Genomic DNA, 17,311 nt, shown 5'->3' on the forward strand with positions numbered 1-17,311 from the left:
TCTCAGACGCGCCGTGCGACCGAAACGGTGAAGATACCCCACTGGTCGATGCGCTGGTCGATCTTCTCGAAGCCGGCCGCCGCCACCAACTGGTCCATCTCGCCTTGCGTACGCCGCCGCATCACCCAGGCCTGTCCACCGCGATGCGAGGTCAGGCTGCGCGCGATCATTTCAAGCTGCGGGTGCCAGGGCTGGTTGGTGTAGAGCAGCAGGCTGCCGGGCTGCATGGCGCTGGCCAATCCACCCAGCGAGCGGGCGATCAGCGCGTTGTCGGCAAAGAGTTCGTAGAGGCCGGAGACGATGGCGAGGTCAGGCGCCGGGTCGAGGCCAGAAAGCATGTCCGCATCGAACGCATCGGCCTGGCGGAAGGTGACGCTTTGCGGCAGCTTGCGCGCGGCGATCAGCTTGCGGCCGAGCCCGACATTGAGCTCGGAATAATCCTGCAGCCGCACGCTGTCGGGTTGTTCAGCGCTGGCTGCGACAGCGTCGAGCACGTAGCGGCCATGGCCTGCGGCAATATCGACGATGTTCAGCTTCCGCCCTTTGGCCTTCAGCGAGGCAGCAGCGCTGCCGATCAGCTCTTCCAGATGCAGCTTGCGTTGGCGGATGCCGCGCCAGCCGATGGCGTCGAGGAAGGTGCGGTCGATCATGCGGCCGAGCGGGCTGATGCCACGCGCTTCGTTCTCATAGACATAGTCGAGCGTCGAGCCGGAATCGAAGCCGGTGGCGATCCCCGTCTTCATGCCCGACGACAGCCAGGCGCCCATGCGGATCGATGCGCGGCTCACCGCCCAGTAGAGGCCCTTTGGCGACAAAAGCGGCAGCGGCGAGGCCAGCTTGTCGGACTCGTCGCGTGTGTAGCCGGCGCGGTCGGCGCTGGTCAGGTCGATCTTCTTGTCCGGTGCCGCAAACTGCTTTTCGAGGAACGGCCGGATCAGATCGAGCGCCTGGCTGCGGTCGCGCTCGCCCAGCGTGTCGTGGAAGAAGCCGGGCAGCACATACCGCTCCTTGGCCGGGCTCGCCAGATTGACGAAGAACTCATGCTGCGGTCCGTGCCGCACCACCCAGTCGCTGCCTGAGATCAGCAGCTGCGTCGGCACGGTGATGGCGCGGGCATCCGAGACGATGCGGGCGGCATGAGCATAGAGCTCGACCAGCAGGTTGGAGGCGATCGGCCGCGTGATCAGCGGGTCGGCGTCGAAGGAGGCGATGCGCTCGGCATCATGCGTCAGGAACTTGGCCTTCACATAGGAATTGACGAAGAAGCGGCCCTTGAGCTTCTGCCACAGCGCAATGCCCTCCTTGGCGAAGGGCACGTAGAGCTTGACCGAAAAGGCCGGCGAGGCCACCACCAGCGCGCGGATGTCAGGCGCATAGTCGTGCACCCAGGCGGCGGCCAGTACCGCGCCGAAGGATTGCGCGATCAGTGCGATGTCGCGCTGGCCAAAGCCGTCCCTGCCGATTTCGCGCACCAGACAATCGATGTCGCGCACCAGGGCAGCAAAGGACGGCGCATAGCCGCGCTCGCCGGCCGAGCGGCCATTGCCGCGCGCGTCCCAGGCGTAAAAGGCGTGGTCGGGCATGGCGAGTTCGTCGACCAGATGCGCCATCCGCCCGCCATGTTCGTGGCCGCGATGGAACAACAGGATCGCGCCCTTGGGCGTTTCACCAACCGCCGGCCAGTAGCGGTAGAAAATCTCGGTGCCGTCATGGCTCTTGAATGTCCGCTCCTGCGCCACCCGCTCGAGGCTTGCGGCGGCGATAGTCTGTTCGTGGATCATGGTTTCCCTCTGGCGGCCGGGTCTCTGACGACTTGTCATCAGTTGCCGCCCGCTCTAAGGCCGCTGCGTATCCGGTTGATGGCGGTTATCAGCGACAGTGTAGCCATGGCCGGAAACACAAACGGCACGATTGCCTCGACCCACAGGCCGCAGGCGAGGAGAAAGGCGATGACGCCGAGCGCCAGCGCCCGGTCGCTCTTGCCGAACGGCCCGGCATAGTTGCGCCCGGTGCCGGCGGCGACGCCGAGCACGCCGGCATATTCCGCAATGACCGCCGAGATCGCGAAGGCGACGACGCCCCAGACCGGGAAGAGCGTGGCAAAAGCCAGGATCAGCGCCAGGTCGGAGGCGACGTCGCAGAGTTCGTTGAGATACATGCCAAGCTTGGAGGCCTGCCCATGTTCCCGTGCCAGCATCCCGTCGATGGCGTTCAGCGCCATGCGGGCAAACAGCACCACCGGCATCAGCAAGAAGACCGCGCGATGCTCGGCAAAGGCAGCGACCACAAGGCCGGTGGCGATGGAGAGCGCGGCGGCGAGCAGCGTGATCTGGTTGGCGGTGACGCCGGCTTTGGCCAGCCCGTCGGCCAGCGGCCGCAACTTGGCCTGGAAAGCCGGTTTCAGAGCATAAAGCGTCGGCATGTGCGATCCCCCAACCGCGGCTCATGACAGTGTCACAGAGATTGGTCAATCGGCGGGCAGGACGCAAGGGCAGGGGATGGTTTTGCCAGGCATCGATCGCGGCCGGCGCGCCGGCTTCTCCACATTCGCTTGGATGAACTTGGGCGGGATGGCTATGGTCTTGCCCTAGCCGACGATGGCCGGCGCCAGCCATTCTGTGTCTCCTCGCAAATAGAAACTTTACAAATACACGTATATATGTGAAGTAATGCTCACCGAAGGGCCAACCATGACGTCAAATCGTTTCGCCACCCGCCTGAATTCCTTCGCCTCGCGGCCGCAGGCCGAGTGGCCTGATCTCACCGGCAAGCCGTCGCTGATGCAGATGGCCACCCGCGCTGCCAAGGTCGATGCGCTCACCGACCTCGATCTCAACTTTCCCGACCATGTCGCAGAAAAACCTGCCGAAATCGCGCGAAAACTCGGCAATCTCGGGCTTTCCATCAATGGCTTTGCCATGCGCTACTACTCCAACCCGGCCTTCAAGCTCGGCGCCTTCACCAATCCGGACCCGGCGGTGCGTCGCGAAGCCATCGACCTGACCAAGGCTGGCATCGATGCCGTTCGCGCGGCCGGCGCCAGTCTGATGACGCTGTGGCTCGGCCAGGATGGCTTCGACTACACCTTCCAGGCCGATTATGCGACGCTATGGCAACACGAAATCGATGGGATTCGTGAAGTAACCGAGCATGATCCCGATTGCCAGATCAGTCTGGAATACAAGCCAAACGAGCCGCGCTCCTACAGTTTGATGCCGGATGCGGCGACGACCTTGCTGGCGATCCGCGATGTCGGCCTGCCCAATCTCGGTGTCACGCTCGATTTCGCGCATGTGCTCTATGCCGACGAACAGCCGGCTTTTGCCGCCGCCCTCGTCGCCCGCCACAGCAAGCTGCTCGGCGTCCATCTCAACGACGGCTACGCCAAGCGCGACGACGGCCTGATGGTCGGCGCCGTGCACACGCTGCAGACCATCGAACTGCTGCGCCAGATCCGCCGCGACGGCTATGCCGGCGCCATCTACTTCGACACTTTCCCCGACATGACCGGGCTCGATCCGGTGCGCGAATGCGAAGTCAACATCGCCACCGTCAAGCGCATGCTGCGCGTCGTCGACCGGCTGGAGAAGGACAACCGGCTGTCCGCTGCCATGGACAGCCAGGACGCCGTCACATCGCAGGCCATCGTCCAGGAAGCCATGCTCGGACCGGACACGCCACGAGATACCTGAAGCGCCCGGCGTCGCCATACGCCGTTTCACTAGGGAGGAATGACCATGAAACTTCTGCTTGCCACTGCTGCCGCTGCCCTGATGGCCCTGTCCATCGGTTCGGCATTCTCGGCCGACCTCGCGCCGCTGAATTCCGATACCGAGAAGGACCGCATCGACTGGTCGCAACTGGAAGCCAAGTTCGGGGCCTTCCCAAAATTGCCCGACGGCACCAAGGCTGGCGCCGTCTCCAAGACGCTGACCAACGAATACTGGCGCTCGCTGGGTGAGGGCTACAAGTCCTTCGGCGACCGCGTTGGCGTGCCGGTCGTCTACCAGGCGGCGCAGAGCGAGGGCGACCAGCTTGGCCAGCTCACCATTGCCGAAGGCCTGGTCACGCAGGGCTACAACGTGCTGCTCGTCTCGCCGCAGACGGACTCCAATCTGCAGCCGATCATCGAACAGGCCAAGGCCGCCAACGTGCCGGTCGTCAACGTCAATGACGCGGTCATCCCGCAAGCCGAGCACTATGTCGGTAACGTCCAGCGCGACAATGGCGTGCGCGTCGCCAAATGGTTCATCAAGAACCGGCCGGATGGCGGCAAGGTCGCCATTGTCGAAGGCCAGGCCGGCGTCTATGCCGCCGTGCAGCGGACCGACGGTTTCAAGACCACGATCACCGAGGCCGGCAAGTTCGAGGTCGTCGCCAGCGTTCCCGGCAACTGGGACCGCCAGACTTCTTATGACGCCGCCACCAACATCCTGCAGCAGCACCCCGACCTGATCGGTTTCTATGCCAACAATGACGGCATGGCGCTGGGCATTGTCGAGGCGGTCAAGGCCGCTGGCCTGCAGGACAAGGTCGCCGTCTTCGGCACCGACGGCATCTCCGACGCCTACGCCTCGATCCGCGCCGGCGAGCTGACCGGCACGGTCGATAGCTTCCCGGTGTTGACCGGCGAGGTGGCTCTGGAATCGGCGCTGCGACTGGTGGCCGGGCAGAAGCTGCCGCGCGTCGTCGCCACTCCACAGGCGCTGATCACCAAGGACAATGCCGACCGCTATTCCGGCGCCGGCGACGCCGTGCGCAAGGCGCTGCTCGAGGACGCTGCGGCAGGCCAGTAGCACAAAGACAGGGCGGGTGCCGGCTGCTACCGGTCGGTACCCTTGCCCGGAGAACCAACCAATGTCACCCCGGCTGCAATTCGCGGGCATTTCCAAGCTGTTTCCGGCCGTGCGGGCGCTCGACGATGTGTCCTTCTCGGTCGGCGCCGGTGAAATCCATGGCCTGCTCGGCGAGAACGGCGCCGGCAAGTCGACGCTGCTGCGCATCCTGTCGGGGGTCTACCGGCCGACTGGGGGAAGCGTGCTGATCGACGGCCAACCAGTGACGCTGAACAACCCGGTCGCGGCGCGCGCCGCCGGCGTCGCCATGATCCACCAGGAATTGCAGCAGGTGCCGCGGCTCAGCGTCGCCCAGAACATGTTTCTCGGCCATCCGCTGACGCGTGGCGGTGTCTTCGTCGACCGGCGCGAGCAGGAGCGGCGCGCCGCTGAGGCCCTCGCGGCAATAGACCCATCCATCGATCCGGCGGCCCCGCTCGGCAGCCTGAAAGTGGCGCAGCGGCAGATCGTCGAGATCGCCCGCGCTCTCCTCGACCGCGCGAAAATCGTCGCCATGGACGAGCCGACTTCCAGCCTGACGCCGAGCGAATTCGACCGCCTCGCCGAAGTCATTGCCGGGCTCGCCCACGACGGTGTTGCGGTTGTCTATGTCTCGCACAAGCTGGACGAGGTGTTCGGCATCTGCCAGCGCGCCACAATCATGCGCGACGGCGTCGTCGTTGATTCTGTCGATCTGGCAAAAGTGTCGGAAAAAGCCGTTGTCGCCATGATGGTCGGCCGCGAACTGGCGCAGGAACAGCACCGCTCGCACAAATCCAATGATGTCCGGATGCGCGTGCGCGGCATTGCCTCGGCAACAAAAGTCCGCGACGTCTCCTTCGACCTGCATCGCGGCGAGGTGTTGGGCATTGCCGGCCTGGTCGGCTCCGGTCGCACCGAACTGCTGCGGCTGCTCGCCGGCGCGGATCGCGCCTCGACCGGCACCGTCGAAATCGACGGCAAGGCGATAAGACTTTCTAGTCCACGCGACGCCATTGCCGCCGGCATCGGCCTGGTGCCGGAGGAGCGCAAGCGCGAAGGCATCGTGCCGCTGCGCTCGATTTCCAGCAACATGGCGCTGGCATCGATGGGCGTGTTCGCGCCGCGCGGCGTCATCGATCACACCAGGCTGAAGCAGGTCGCGAGCGAGAAGATGAAGCGCGTCAACCTGCGCCCGTTCCTGCTCGACCGGCCGATCCGCCTGTTCAGCGGCGGCAACCAGCAAAAGGCGATTATCGGCCGCTGGCTGGCGGCGGGCATGCGCATCCTTTTGTTCGACGAGCCTACGCGTGGCATCGATGTCGGCGCCAAGGCCGAGATCTATCACCTGATCGAGGAGCTCGCCGCCGAGGGCCATTGCGTCATCGTCGTCTCCTCCGAGCTGCCCGAGGTGATCCGGCTCGCCGACCGCGTGCTGGTCATGCGCGACGGCACGGTCGCCGCCGAACTTGGCCGCGAAAACCTCAGCGAACAGGCGATCGCGGCGCACGCCATCCCGCAAACGACAATGCAGGCCGGCAAGACCGGGCAGCAGGCAAGGCAATAGATGACGGACATTTCGGAAAACACAGCAGCGCGGCCTATGGCGAATTTCCTGCACCGCTTCTCGATGCGCGACGCCGGCACGCTGATCGGCCTGGTCGTCATCCTTGCCGTCTTCGGCGCGCTGGTGCCCGGCTTCTTCGCCGAGCGCAATCTGATCAACATCTTGCAGCAGTCGAGCATCAATGCCTGCCTGGCGCTGGGCATGACGCTGGTCATCATCTCCGGCGGAATCGACCTCTCCGTTGGGCCGACGGCAGCGCTATCGGCGGTCATCTCGGCCTCGATGCTGGTTGCCGGCGTGCCGTTTCCGCTGGCCATCGCCGCCGGCTTCGCCATCGGCCTTGCCTGCGGCCTGCTCAATGGCGTGCTCGTTGCCTATGTCGGGCTGCAGCCCTTCATCGTCACATTGGGCACGCTCAGCACCTACCGCGCGCTGGCGCTGATCTACACCGGCGGCAATCCGGTGCTGGGACTGCCCGCCGATTTTCGCGCCATCTTCAACGGCTCGCTGTTCGGGCTGCCGCTGTCGGTTATCATTGTCGCCTTCGTCGCGCTGGTTGCCTGGATCATCCTCAAGAAGACGCCGTTCGGCGAATATCTGCTCGCCGTCGGCGGCAATGAGGAGGCCGCCTATATCGCCGGCGTGCCGATCGCCCGCACCAAGATCGCCGCCTACATGATCTCGGGCGTGCTGGCAGCACTTGCCGCGCAGATCCTGATGGGCCGGCTGGGTGCGGCCGAACCCATTCTCGGCAATCTGTGGGAGCTCGACGCCATCGCCGCGGCGGCCATAGGCGGCGCCTCGCTGATGGGCGGCAAGGGCAGCGTCATCGGCACCATTCTGGGCGCCGTCATCCTCGGCACCATGCGCAACGGGCTGACGCTGATGAATGTCCAGTCCTTCTATCAGCTGCTTGCAACTGGCCTTATAATCCTCGCCGCGATGCTTATCGATCGCGTGACGAGGGGACGTGGATGACGTTGAGCAATCTAGATCTGAAAGCGGTGGGGCCGCGCATCCGCATGATGATGCCGCATCTCACGCCGCTCGAGGCCAAGGTGGTGGAAACCGTTTTTGGCCGGCGCGGGTTCGACGAGACCATTCCGCTCAAGCAGATCGCCGAGGAGGCCGGCGTGTCGGAGGCAATGGTGGTCAAGATCGCCAAAAAACTCGGCTTCTCCGGCTATCGCGACTTTCGCACCGCTGTCTATGAATACAGCCGCCTGCCGACCGCCGAAATGCATCAGGAATTGTCGGTCGACGACAGTTCGGCCGAGATCGTGCAAAAGGTGTTTCGCACCTCCATCCAGGCGCTGGAGGAAACGCTCGCCATCCTCGATATGGACGATTTCGACCGTGCCGCCGATCTGCTCTATCGGGCGAAGAACCGCGATTTCTACGGCGTCGGCGGCTCGGCACAGATCGCGCGCGACGTCTCGCACAAATTCCTGCGCATCGGCATCCGCGCCTCGGTCTATGACGATTCGCACATGATGCTGATGTCGGCCTCGCTGCTCGGCGCCGACGACATCGCCGTCGGTTTCTCGCATTCCGGCAACACCTCAGCCGTCGTCGACGCCATCCATCTCGCCCGCAAGAGCGGCGCCCGCACGCTGGCCATCACCAATTACGACAACTCGCCACTGGCCCAGATTGCCGACATCGTGCTGTGCTCGACCGCGCAGGGCTCGCCGCTGATGGGCGAGAACGCGGCGGCGCGCATCGCCCAGCTCAACATCCTCGACGCGCTGTTCGTGGCGGTGGCACAGCGCGACTATCAGGCGGCGGAGCGAAATCTCGGCCGCACCATGTCTGCGGTCACCTCGAAACGAAAAGACCGGGGCACATGACGGTTCCGCTGGTCACCGTGTTCGGCAGCCTGCATTACGACATCATGGTCGACGCGCCCGACCGCCCGCGCAAGGGCGAGACGGTAACCGGCCATGCCTGGCAGCCGAAATGCGGCGGCAAGGGCGGCAACCAGGCGGTGTCAGCGGCGCGGGCCGGCGTGCGCGCGGCGATGATCGGCGCCGTCGGCGACGACGATTTCGGCTCGGCGCTGCTCGCCAATCTCGATCGCAGCAGCGTCGACCGCCGCTTCGTGCGGGTGGCAGCAGGCGCCGGTTCCGGCATGAGCGTGGCGATCTTCGACAGCGATGGCGACTATGGCGCGGTGATCGTCTCCGGCAGCAATCTCGCTCTGGGCGATGATGACATCGCGGCTGCGGGCGAGGTGGTTGCGCAGACGGCTGTGCTGTTGCTGCAGAACGAGGTGCCGGAAGCCGCCAACGTCGCTGCCGCGCGCGCCGTGAAGGCCTCTGGAGGCCGCGTCGTGCTCAACGCAGCACCGGCGCGAACACTGTCGGCCGAATTGATCGCGCTGACCGACATCGTCATCGTCAACGCCATCGAGGCGGAATTTTTGGCCGGCGTTCCGGTCGTCGACACGCTCGAAGGCGCCACCGAAGCCGCGCGGCGGCTTGTCGATGCCTACCCCTCGGCGATCGTCACTGCCGGCGGCGAGGGGGTCGCCTATTGCGACCGGGCGGGCACGGCCTTCGCGCTGGCCGCCATCCCGGTCAAAGTCGTCAGCACCCATGGCGCCGGCGACGAATTCGTCGGCGCCTTCGCGGCAGGCCTTGCCCGTGGCCATCAGATGGAAGCAGCCATCGCCGCCGCCAACGCCGCCGCCGCCTTGCTGGTGGCGACGCCGGAAGGGGAGCGTGGGACGCTTTGAGCGACACCGCCTAGCCTCGGGACCTGCCGCGCGTCTGGCCATGTGTGGTGACGCGGTCGATGTCGGAACGGCTGATGCCGATATCCTTGAGCATGAAGTCGGGCATCGCCTCCAGGTGACGGCGACTTTGCCGTGCGCGCCAGCCGCGTCCGACGGCGGCCAGCATGGTTCTGAGCGTGATGGTCATGGTTTCTCCATTGGGAATGCAGCAAGCCGGTTGGGCCGGCCTGCCGCAGAAAGATCGTGCTCAATCAAAGCGATAGAGCCGGATCCTGAATCAGCCTTCGATGGCTCAGCCCCTGGCGTGCGCCGTCTCCGGCCCGATGAACGCAGCGATCTTGGTGATCTTGTTGGCGGGGAAGCCGCCCTCGCGGGCATGCCGCTCGACGGTGTCGGCGCTGTCGGCTTCGTGGACGCAGTAGATCTTGTCGCCGGCGACATAGCTCGTCACCCAGGTGTAGGGCTCGCCCAGTCCGGCCACGACTTCGTTGGACTTCGCCGAAATATCCCTGAGCTCGGCCGGGCTGAGCTTGTCTGCGCCCGGGATCTCGCGCTCGATGATGAATGTTGGCATGTGCCGATCTCCATTGTTACGGTGACGTTTATTGCGTTGACGCTGCCTTGGAACCGGCCGCCGTTGGACCCCGCGTGCCGGCTTGTGAAAAAACGGCACGGGGCTGTCACACGCTTGGTCACACGGGCGACGGGCAGGGCAGTTGCTGTCGAATGGTGGGAACTCGATGGGCAGAAAAATCAGGCTTCTCGGCGAACCTGCGATGTTCGATGCCGATGGACAAAGCCAGCCGGTGCGCGGCCATCAGGCCTGGGCGCTGCTTGCCCGCGTGGTGCTGGCGCGCGCCCCGCTCGACCGCCGCAGCCTGGCCTCGGAACTGTTTCCAGAAACCGTCGATCCGCTGGGCTCGCTGCGCTGGTGTCTGGCCTCATTGCGCAAGGCGCTCAACGCTTCGGAATGCCTGAACGGCGATCCGGTCGAATGCAATTTCGCCGGGGATATCGAGGTCGATGTGCTGCGGCTCGACCGCGACGATTTCGACGTCGAGCTTGCAGGCCCGCTGCTCGGTGCGCTGGAGCCGCGCTGCAGCCCGGAATTCTCGACCTGGCTGCTGGTCGAGCGCCAGCGCATTGCCGGCATTGTCGAGGCCCGGATCAGGCAGGAAACCATCCGGGCGATGGCGGTCGAGGATTATGAGCGCGCCGTCAGGCTGGCCGGGCTTGGTGTGCGGCGCAGCCCCTATGATGAGGGCCTGCATATTCTTCTGGTCAAAAGCCTGGCGCTGGCCGGGCGCTACCCCGCGGCGCTCGAGCAGGTTGAAGCAACGGAGGCGGTGTTCCTGGCCGAGCTTGGCGAAAAGCCTTCGGCCGCGTTGCGCAGTGCTGCGCGGCGCACCATCGCCTCCAAGCCGGGTGGCATTTCACCGGAAGCCTTCGTCAAGTCGCTGATACAGTCCGGGCTCGCGGCGCTTGCCGCCGGTGCGGCCGACGCCGGCATCGACTGCTTGCGCCGCGCCGTCCGCGACGCCGAGAAAATCAAGGACCCGCATCTCAGCGCCACAGCCACGTTCGAGCTCGGCACCGCGCTGGTGCATTCGGTCAGGGGCTATGACGATGAGGGCTCGATCCTGCTCAGCCAGAGCACCGAGCTGGCACGCAAGGCCGGCAGCGCCGACATCGCGTCGGCGGCCTTTCGGGAACTCGGCTATGTCGAGGCGCTGGCCGGGCGCCGGCCGACGGCCGCCGCCTATCTGGCGCAAGCGGAGGGCCTCGCCGAGGACAGCGACGCGTTGGCCGGCATCCATGGCGTCATCGGCTTCAACCTGGTCGACTGGGGCCGGGTGGAAGACGGCATGGGCCACTATGCCGTCTCGCTGGAGCATGCCCGCTCGGCCGGCAATCGCCGCCGTGAAATCTGGTCGCTGGGCCTGGGCGGCTGGGGCCTGCTTGCCGCCGACCGGCTGGAGGAAGCCGACAGCTGGCTGGGCGATTGCCTGACGCTGGTCGACGAGCAGCGCTGGATTTCGTTCCGGCCATGGCCGGTCGCGGTGCTGAGCGAGTCTCGCACCCGCCAGCAGGCGCCCGCGCGGGAACTCAGGCCCAGGCTGGAAGAGGCCTTCGCGCTGAGCTGCCAGATGAACGACCCGTGTTGGGAAGGGGCGGTGGCGCGCGCGCTGGCGCTGACCTATGCCGCCGAGGACGCGCTGCCGCAAGCGATGGAGTGGCTTGGCGAGGCCGGCCGACGCTGCGCGCGCGACACCGATGTCTATGCCGCGCTGCAGGTGGAGATCCTGGCCAGCCAGGCTGAGATCAGCCTCAAGCAGGGCCGCCCGGAAGTCGCCGACGCCTTCGGCCGCGAATGGCTGGCGCTGGCCGCCCGCACACACAGGGACACTCATGTGGCGCGCGCGGCGGCGTTTATTGGTGGGCGGGGTAGGGGCGGGCTTGAACCCACTCTTGCCACCTCCAAACCCGCGCCGTATGTCATCCCTCGATGAGCGAAATCGAGTTCCGTCGCGCGCAAGCGTCAGACCTGCCGGCGATCGTTGCCATGCTTGCCGATGATGCGCTCGGCGCCGGTCGGGAAGACCCGTCCGTGCCGCTCGCGCCTTCTTATCTTCATGCCTTCAGCGCCATCGATGCCGATGCCAACCAGCTGCTGATCGTGGCGGTCGAAGCCGGGCAAGTGGTCGGCACATTGCAGCTCACCTTTCTAGCAGGCATTTCCAGGAAGGGCGCCTGGCGAGGCCAGATCGAAGCGGTTCGCGTCGCGCGACAATTACGGTCGCGTGGCGTCGGCAAGCTGATGATCGAATGGGCGATTGAACAGTGCCGCGCGCGCGGCTGCAGCTTCGTTCAGCTGACCACCGACAAGGGGCGCGTGCAGGCGCACGCTTTCTACGGGCGCCTCGGTTTCACCGCCAGCCATCTCGGTTACAAAATGGCGTTGTCGGTCGATCCTTTACGAGCCGGCTGGCCTCAGTCTGCCTCGTCGGAGGCTTTGCCGCACTCGGCCAGCACCTTGCCTATGGCGGCGGATGAGCCCGCGAGCGGAAAGCTGTTCTCGCCATATTTGTCCGAGGTGACCGTGAGTTCGCCCTTGGCGCGCAACAAGGCGAGCAGCGGGTCGGTGCTTTCCAGCTGCACGGTGAAGTAATTGTACATCGCCTCGAGATCGAGCTTCTTGGTCACGGCCTTGTCGCCGGCCTCGAACACGAACGAGCCACTGATGCCGGGCTCCAGCTGCTGGCCGGCGGCGCCCAGATCGTAGCTCAGTATCGGCTTGTCGAAACAGGCCAGCATCAGATGCGCATCGGCTTTCGGCCCGCCGCACACCGAGGCCGTCAGCACACTGCCGCCCTCGTCTTCCTCCATCTTCGCCGTCCAGCCGCACGGCGCCGCAAATGCCGGCTGCGCCGCTTGCAGTGCGGCCGCTACGGCCACGATGACTTTTGCCGATCTGCCTCTCATGATTGTCTCCCCCCGAAGCCACCGCGGGCATCCGCGGCCCGGAACAACGAATGCCGTGGCGCTAAGCCGATAATTGGCGAAAACGGCTGCGCGCGCAATCTCCCCCCTTGAGGCCGTCGAGGGGGGAGATGGCCGCGAAGCGGCCAGAGGGGGGTCGGTCCGAACGGGCGCGACCTGCTGCGGCAGCAGAAGGTTGGCGCTCCACGTGAGGCCTCTCTCGCTTTTGGCGAGATCTCCGCCCCCTAGGGAGATCAAGCGCTCAGCCGCTCGCCAATCGCCGGCGCCACTCCCAGCATGATGGATTTCGGCGAAATCGCACCCATATCTTGTATAAGGAGCTTTGAGCGTGAAACGCGCGCATGTGGCCCTTCTTGCCGCGGCTTTCGTGGCCGCTGTGGTCGTTTGTCCCTCTTCCGCAACCGGAGAGGCGAGCGGCCGGGAGAGGGTTGCGTTGAGCGTCGAGATAGACGGCGCCATCGGTCCGGCGAGTGCCAGGCAGCTCAAGGAAGCGCTGGCGATCGCCACGGGGCGAAACGCCGAGGTCGTCATCCTGCAGATCGACACGCCCGGAGGACTGGTCACCTCGATGCGCGAGATGATCGCCGACATCCTTGCCTCGCCGGTTCCGGTGATCGGCTATGTCGCGCCGGCAGGCGGCCATGCGGCCAGCGCCGGCACCTATATCCTCTATGCGACCCATGTGGCGGCGATGGCGCCCGGCACCAATCTGGGGGCGGCAACGCCGGTCGAGCTCGGCGGGCCGCTGCCCTCGCTTCCCGGTCCCGGCGGCGACAAGGACACCGGCAAGGACCAGAAGAACGCCACCGGGCCACCGCCGGCGGGCGACGCGATGATGGCCAAGGTGACGAATGACGCGGTTGCCTTGATCCGCTCGCTGGCCGAACTGCGCGGGCGCAATGCCGACTGGGGTGAAAAGGCAGTACGCGAAGCGGCGAGCCTCTCGGCCAATGCGGCGCTGCAGGAACATGTCATCGACTTCGTCGCCCGCGACACCACCGAACTGCTGCTGCTGGCCGACGGGCGGACGGTCGAGGTGTCAGGCAAGAAGCAGGTACTGGCGACGAAAGGGCTGCCGGTCGAAACGCTCGATCCGGGCTGGTTCATCCGGCTTCTCGCCGTCATCACCGATCCGAACATCGCCATCGTCCTGATGCTGGTCGGCGTCTACGGCATCGTCTTCGAGTTCACCAGCCCGGGCGCGGTCGCGCCCGGCGTGATCGGCACGATCTGCCTCGTGCTCGGGCTCTATGCGCTCAATCTCCTGCCGATCAACTATACCGGCCTTGCGTTGATGCTGCTTGGCATCGCCTTCCTCATCGTCGAGGCCTTCAACCCCACCTTGGTGCTTGGGCTGGGAGGTGTGAGCGCCTTTCTGCTGGGGGCAGCCATGCTGCTCAAGATCGAGGGTCCCGGCTTCGAGATGTCGTGGGCCGTCATCGGCGCCGCCGCGGCATTGACGCTTGGCCTGGCGTTGTTGACCGGCAGCTATCTGTGGGCGGCGCGCAGGAGCCTTCCACGCGTCGGCGCGCAGGCCATGCACGGACTGCCGGCCGAGATCCTCGACTGGTCGCAGGGCGAGGGCCATGTGCTGGCCCAGGGCGAGCGCTGGCGGGCGAAGGCCGACGAACCGCTCGCACCGGGCGACAGCGTCGAGGTGGCCGAGGTCAAGAACCTCGTGCTGACGGTACGGCGCCGGAGGTGAGTCTTTGTTTTGAGCATGTCCCCAACCGCTGCACATTTTTGGGCGACATGCTCTGATGATGGAGCAAGGCAATGAGCATCGGTTATGTGGCCTATCTCGTTCTGGCGCTTGTCGTGGTCATGTTCCTGTCCGCGGCCATTCGCATCCTGAGGGAATACCAGCGCGGCGTGGTCTTCACGCTCGGCCGCTTCACCGGGGTCAAGGGTCCCGGCCTCATCATCCTGGTCCCTTTCGTCCAGCAGATGGTGAAGGTCGACCTGCGGGTGGTGGTTCAGGATGTGCCGCCGCAGGACGTGATCTCGCGTGACAATGTCTCGGTCAAGGTGAACGCCGTGCTCTATTTCCGCATCGTCGACGCCGAGCGGGCGATCATTCAGGTCGAGGACTTCATGGCCGCGACCAACCAGCTGGCGCAGACCACACTGCGCTCGGTGCTCGGCAAGCACGAACTCGATGAAATGCTGGCCGAACGGGACAAGCTCAACAGCGATATCCAGGAGATACTCGATCAGCGGACCGATGCCTGGGGCATCAAGGTCTCCAATGTCGAGATAAAGCATGTCGATCTCAACGAGAGCATGATCCGCGCCATCGCCAAGCAGGCCGAGGCCGAACGCCTGCGCCGCGCCAAGGTGATCAACGCCGATGGCGAACAGCAGGCGGCGGCAAAACTCGTCGAGGCCGGCAAGATGCTGTCTCAGGAGCCGCAGGCCATGCAGCTGCGTTATTTCGAGGCTCTGCACGACATCGCCGGCGAGCGCTCGTCGACGGTCGTGTTTCCGGTGCCGATGGATATTATCAGTCATTTCATCAAGCAGCCCGGCGAGCAGAAGTGAGTGGAGATTGGCGAAAGCCGGCGGCGGCGCCTGCCCGTCTCGGGCGCGGCCCGCCGCGCTGATTCCCATCCGTATTTCCGAGTATTTTGGAAATCCTGCCGGCCAAGCCGACGAAGTTATGTTGAATTATTGTCTAAAACGGCAGTGAAATTGTACCAGAGGGCACGGATATTCGCTGCTCTGGACAAGAGGTGGACTGCTCCAATACAAGAACTTCCAAGTGAAGACGCGCGTGCAGAAAGGCTCGGTTGCCCTTGAAAAAGAACGTCTTCTCATCCAGCGATCTGCCGGCCCATCTCGACGATCAGGCGCGGTTCGCGCTCTGGCAGGACATCCACGTCGCTGAGATATGGTCCGTTGAATACTCCACTTCGGACCATTTGCCGTTTGCGGCAGATATCGAAGCCAGGGTGGTCGGGCAGCTGGTGCTCGGGCAGATGGCCGGAACGATCCGGCATGCCAGCCGCAAGGCGAGCAACATCGCCGCTGACGGCCGCGACGGCTATCTCCTGCTGGTCAACAATGGCGATACGATACTCAGTGGCACCCAGGTCGGTCGCGACTATCACGTGGGCAAAGGGCAGGGCGCTCTGGTCTCGGCTTCGGAAGCGCTGCAAATGATCGGCGGCGACAAGAATATCTGGGCGAATGTGATTGTTCCCCGCGCTGTGCTGGAGAAGGCCTTCGCTCATGTCGACGACCGGCTGGCACTGACCATCGGAGCCGACAACGAGGCCCTCGATATGCTCAAGCGCTATTGCCGCTTTCTGGAAACCGGCCCCGATTTGGTCTCGCCCGATCTTGTCACCCATGCCACCGAAACGATCGTCGATCTCATTGGCCTGGCGTCCGGCGCCAAGGGCGAGACCGCCGATCTGGCGGGGTTGCGCGGCCTGCGCGCGGCAAGGCTGCAGGCCATCCTGCAAAAGATGCGGGACAATTTCGCCGATCCTGCCATTTCCGCCCAGAGCGTTGCCCAGCAACTGCGGCTCTCCGTGCGCTATGTCCATGATCTCCTGCAGGAAACCGGGGTGAGTTTCGCTGAGCGCATTCTCGAATTGCGCTTGCAGAGAGCCCATCGAATGCTCTCCGACAGGCGCAATGATCGGATGCGGATCAGCGAGATCGCACTGCTCAGCGGCTTCTCCGATGTCTCTTATTTCAATCGCTGCTTCCGCCGCCGCTTCGGCTCGACGCCGAGTGGCGCCAGGTAGTCTCACCGGCCACGAGTCCTGCCAAATGCATGGCGCGACAATCGACTGCGGCTGAATGGCCACACCGGCCGGGAAAGTGCTGCGGCGCGCTCCACGACAATTCGGGTGCGGCTCAGCCCAAGACGCGGCCGGCGGACAATGCAACACCGGGTTGTCGACAACACCTCGATCGCCGCGGCGACGCAACATTTGTGGGGCAGCTACAAACAATGAAAACGATTCTTCTCGCTACAGCTATCATTCTCGCGCCTGCCGGCGTTGCATCCGCGGCCGACATCAATGAGGGTTCGCCTGTCGCCGCCTACGACTGGAGCGGCCTTTATGCCGGCGTTCACATAGGCTACGTAGCCGGAAGATCCGATTTCTTTATCGCCGGCGGCGGCATCGGCGGGGCCACCGACCTCAACCTTCCCCTCGATCCAGACGGCTTTATTGGCGGTGTTCATATCGGCGCCAACTACGAAATGGCAAACCGCTTCGTCATCGGCGCCGAGGCTGACCTCACGTATAACAATGCAGATGGACTGACACCCCTCGATGCTGGTGGCGGTGGTTTCAGCACATTGCTTAGGAGCGAACTCAAGTGGTCGGGTGCGGCGCGGCTGCGAGCGGGCTACGCATTTGATCGGACTTTGCCCTACATCGCTGCCGGTGTGGCCGCGGCAAAGTATGAAGTGACTGCGATCGGTGCCGGCGGCCCCGGCGTCATTGAAATACCATTCCACGATGAGACCCATGTCGGCTGGACCGTTGGCGCCGGCATCGAGCACGCCTTCACCGACAGATGGATCGCGCGGGTCGAATATCGCTACTCAGACTTCGGCAGCAAGGATCTCTCGATAGCAGCAGGTCTTCTCACTGAAACGCATGTCGATCTCAAGACGCAGGATGTCCGGTTCGGCCTCAGCTACAAGTTCTGATCTGCTGGCATTGGGGC

At 64.7% G+C, this 17,311-nt stretch carries 16 protein-coding genes and 1 pseudogene; 12 read left to right on the forward strand and 5 right to left on the reverse strand.

The genetic code is table 11. The features are described from left to right. Positions 1 to 2 precede the first annotated feature (2 nt). Complete coding sequence (locus AC1D0N_RS05320) at positions 3 to 1,781, reverse strand: bifunctional alpha/beta hydrolase/class I SAM-dependent methyltransferase (RefSeq protein ID WP_477242165.1); 1,779 nt, start codon at positions 1,779 to 1,781, stop codon at positions 3 to 5. A gap of 38 nt (positions 1,782 to 1,819) precedes the next feature. Then, entirely contained in the window at positions 1,820 to 2,422 is a 603-nt protein-coding gene (locus AC1D0N_RS05325) for a CDP-alcohol phosphatidyltransferase family protein (protein ID WP_477242167.1), read from the reverse strand. 268 nt (positions 2,423 to 2,690) lie between these two features. On the opposite strand from AC1D0N_RS05325, the gene AC1D0N_RS05330 reads away from it, so the two are divergent. The 6 genes from AC1D0N_RS05330 (at position 2,691) to AC1D0N_RS05355 (ending at position 9,118) form a co-directional block, all read left to right on the forward strand. Further along, the gene (locus AC1D0N_RS05330; protein ID WP_477242169.1) at positions 2,691 to 3,692 is read left to right on the forward strand and encodes a TIM barrel protein; all 1,002 of its coding nucleotides are present in this window, start codon (positions 2,691 to 2,693) and stop codon (positions 3,690 to 3,692) included. Between the two features lie 45 nt (positions 3,693 to 3,737). Beyond that, the gene (locus tag AC1D0N_RS05335; RefSeq protein ID WP_477235693.1) at positions 3,738 to 4,796 is read left to right on the forward strand and encodes a sugar ABC transporter substrate-binding protein; all 1,059 of its coding nucleotides are present in this window, start codon (positions 3,738 to 3,740) and stop codon (positions 4,794 to 4,796) included. Positions 4,797 to 4,857: 61 nt separating this feature from the next. Beyond that, on the forward strand, positions 4,858 to 6,381 hold the full coding sequence (locus tag AC1D0N_RS05340) for a sugar ABC transporter ATP-binding protein (protein WP_477242171.1): 1,524 nt from the start codon (positions 4,858 to 4,860) through the stop codon (positions 6,379 to 6,381). Next, on the forward strand, positions 6,382 to 7,359 hold the full coding sequence (locus AC1D0N_RS05345) for an ABC transporter permease (protein ID WP_477242173.1): 978 nt from the start codon (positions 6,382 to 6,384) through the stop codon (positions 7,357 to 7,359). Next, a complete protein-coding gene (locus AC1D0N_RS05350; RefSeq protein WP_477242175.1) occupies positions 7,356 to 8,231 on the forward strand; it encodes a MurR/RpiR family transcriptional regulator in 876 nt (291 codons plus the stop codon). The genes AC1D0N_RS05345 and AC1D0N_RS05350 overlap by 4 nt, the downstream gene beginning before the upstream one ends. Then, complete coding sequence (locus tag AC1D0N_RS05355; RefSeq protein ID WP_477242177.1) at positions 8,228 to 9,118, forward strand: ribokinase; 891 nt, start codon at positions 8,228 to 8,230, stop codon at positions 9,116 to 9,118. The genes AC1D0N_RS05350 and AC1D0N_RS05355 overlap by 4 nt, the downstream gene beginning before the upstream one ends. A 10-nt stretch (positions 9,119 to 9,128) precedes the next feature. Here the strand turns inward: AC1D0N_RS05355 and AC1D0N_RS05360 are convergent, their stop codons facing one another. Both AC1D0N_RS05360 and AC1D0N_RS05365 read right to left on the reverse strand, forming a co-directional pair. Continuing rightward, positions 9,129 to 9,305, reverse strand: a complete 177-nt coding sequence (locus AC1D0N_RS05360; RefSeq protein ID WP_477242179.1) for a DUF1127 domain-containing protein — start codon at positions 9,303 to 9,305, stop codon at positions 9,129 to 9,131. A gap of 105 nt (positions 9,306 to 9,410) precedes the next feature. After that, positions 9,411 to 9,692: a DUF4242 domain-containing protein gene (locus AC1D0N_RS05365; RefSeq protein WP_477242181.1), complete on the reverse strand. Its 282-nt coding sequence runs from the start codon at positions 9,690 to 9,692 to the stop codon at positions 9,411 to 9,413. A gap of 166 nt (positions 9,693 to 9,858) precedes the next feature. On the opposite strand from AC1D0N_RS05365, the gene AC1D0N_RS05370 reads away from it, so the two are divergent. Together AC1D0N_RS05370 and AC1D0N_RS05375 are read left to right on the forward strand one after the other, a co-directional pair. Further along, positions 9,859 to 11,628: a BTAD domain-containing putative transcriptional regulator gene (locus AC1D0N_RS05370; RefSeq protein ID WP_477242183.1), complete on the forward strand. Its 1,770-nt coding sequence runs from the start codon at positions 9,859 to 9,861 to the stop codon at positions 11,626 to 11,628. After that, a pseudogene (locus AC1D0N_RS05375) lies at positions 11,625 to 12,080 on the forward strand (GNAT family N-acetyltransferase); the annotation flags it as partial. The gene AC1D0N_RS05370 and the pseudogene AC1D0N_RS05375, both read left to right, overlap by 4 nt. Positions 12,081 to 12,109: 29 nt before the next feature. On the opposite strand, the gene AC1D0N_RS05380 reads toward AC1D0N_RS05375, so the two are convergent. Continuing rightward, positions 12,110 to 12,601, reverse strand: coding sequence for a hypothetical protein (locus AC1D0N_RS05380; protein WP_477242185.1), 492 nt, complete (start codon positions 12,599 to 12,601; stop codon positions 12,110 to 12,112). 346 nt (positions 12,602 to 12,947) lie between these two features. On the opposite strand from AC1D0N_RS05380, the gene AC1D0N_RS05385 reads away from it, so the two are divergent. The 4 genes from AC1D0N_RS05385 to AC1D0N_RS05400 all read left to right on the forward strand — a co-directional run bounded on the left by AC1D0N_RS05385 (position 12,948) and on the right by AC1D0N_RS05400 (position 17,294). Then, positions 12,948 to 14,324: an NfeD family protein gene (locus AC1D0N_RS05385; protein WP_477242187.1), complete on the forward strand. Its 1,377-nt coding sequence runs from the start codon at positions 12,948 to 12,950 to the stop codon at positions 14,322 to 14,324. 71 nt (positions 14,325 to 14,395) lie between these two features. Then, entirely contained in the window at positions 14,396 to 15,160 is a 765-nt protein-coding gene (locus AC1D0N_RS05390; protein WP_477242189.1) for a slipin family protein, read from the forward strand. A 254-nt stretch (positions 15,161 to 15,414) separates the two neighbouring features. Beyond that, a complete protein-coding gene (locus AC1D0N_RS05395) occupies positions 15,415 to 16,374 on the forward strand; it encodes an AraC family transcriptional regulator (RefSeq protein ID WP_477242191.1) in 960 nt (319 codons plus the stop codon). A gap of 29 nt (positions 16,375 to 16,403) precedes the next feature. Beyond that, positions 16,404 to 17,294 (forward strand): outer membrane protein, encoded by an 891-nt coding sequence (locus AC1D0N_RS05400; protein WP_477242193.1) that lies wholly within the window; start codon positions 16,404 to 16,406, stop codon positions 17,292 to 17,294. The last annotated feature ends 17 nt before the right edge of the window (positions 17,295 to 17,311 follow it).

It is taken from the genome of Mesorhizobium sp. P2_E10 (genome assembly GCF_056404235.1).

Coding starts and splice junctions, on each gene's coding strand:
- AC1D0N_RS05320 (WP_477242165.1), bottom strand. CDS start 1,781: ATGATCCACGAACAGACTATCGCCGCCGCAAGCCTCGAGCGGGTGGCG.
- AC1D0N_RS05325 (WP_477242167.1), bottom strand. CDS start 2,422: ATGCCGACGCTTTATGCTCTGAAACCGGCTTTCCAGGCCAAGTTGCGG.
- AC1D0N_RS05330 (WP_477242169.1), top strand. CDS start 2,691: ATGACGTCAAATCGTTTCGCCACCCGCCTGAATTCCTTCGCCTCGCGG.
- AC1D0N_RS05335 (WP_477235693.1), top strand. CDS start 3,738: ATGAAACTTCTGCTTGCCACTGCTGCCGCTGCCCTGATGGCCCTGTCC.
- AC1D0N_RS05340 (WP_477242171.1), top strand. CDS start 4,858: ATGTCACCCCGGCTGCAATTCGCGGGCATTTCCAAGCTGTTTCCGGCC.
- AC1D0N_RS05345 (WP_477242173.1), top strand. CDS start 6,382: ATGACGGACATTTCGGAAAACACAGCAGCGCGGCCTATGGCGAATTTC.
- AC1D0N_RS05350 (WP_477242175.1), top strand. CDS start 7,356: ATGACGTTGAGCAATCTAGATCTGAAAGCGGTGGGGCCGCGCATCCGC.
- AC1D0N_RS05355 (WP_477242177.1), top strand. CDS start 8,228: ATGACGGTTCCGCTGGTCACCGTGTTCGGCAGCCTGCATTACGACATC.
- AC1D0N_RS05360 (WP_477242179.1), bottom strand. CDS start 9,305: ATGACCATCACGCTCAGAACCATGCTGGCCGCCGTCGGACGCGGCTGG.
- AC1D0N_RS05365 (WP_477242181.1), bottom strand. CDS start 9,692: ATGCCAACATTCATCATCGAGCGCGAGATCCCGGGCGCAGACAAGCTC.
- AC1D0N_RS05370 (WP_477242183.1), top strand. CDS start 9,859: ATGGGCAGAAAAATCAGGCTTCTCGGCGAACCTGCGATGTTCGATGCC.
- AC1D0N_RS05380 (WP_477242185.1), bottom strand. CDS start 12,601: ATGAGAGGCAGATCGGCAAAAGTCATCGTGGCCGTAGCGGCCGCACTG.
- AC1D0N_RS05390 (WP_477242189.1), top strand. CDS start 14,396: ATGAGCATCGGTTATGTGGCCTATCTCGTTCTGGCGCTTGTCGTGGTC.
- AC1D0N_RS05400 (WP_477242193.1), top strand. CDS start 16,404: ATGGCGCGACAATCGACTGCGGCTGAATGGCCACACCGGCCGGGAAAG.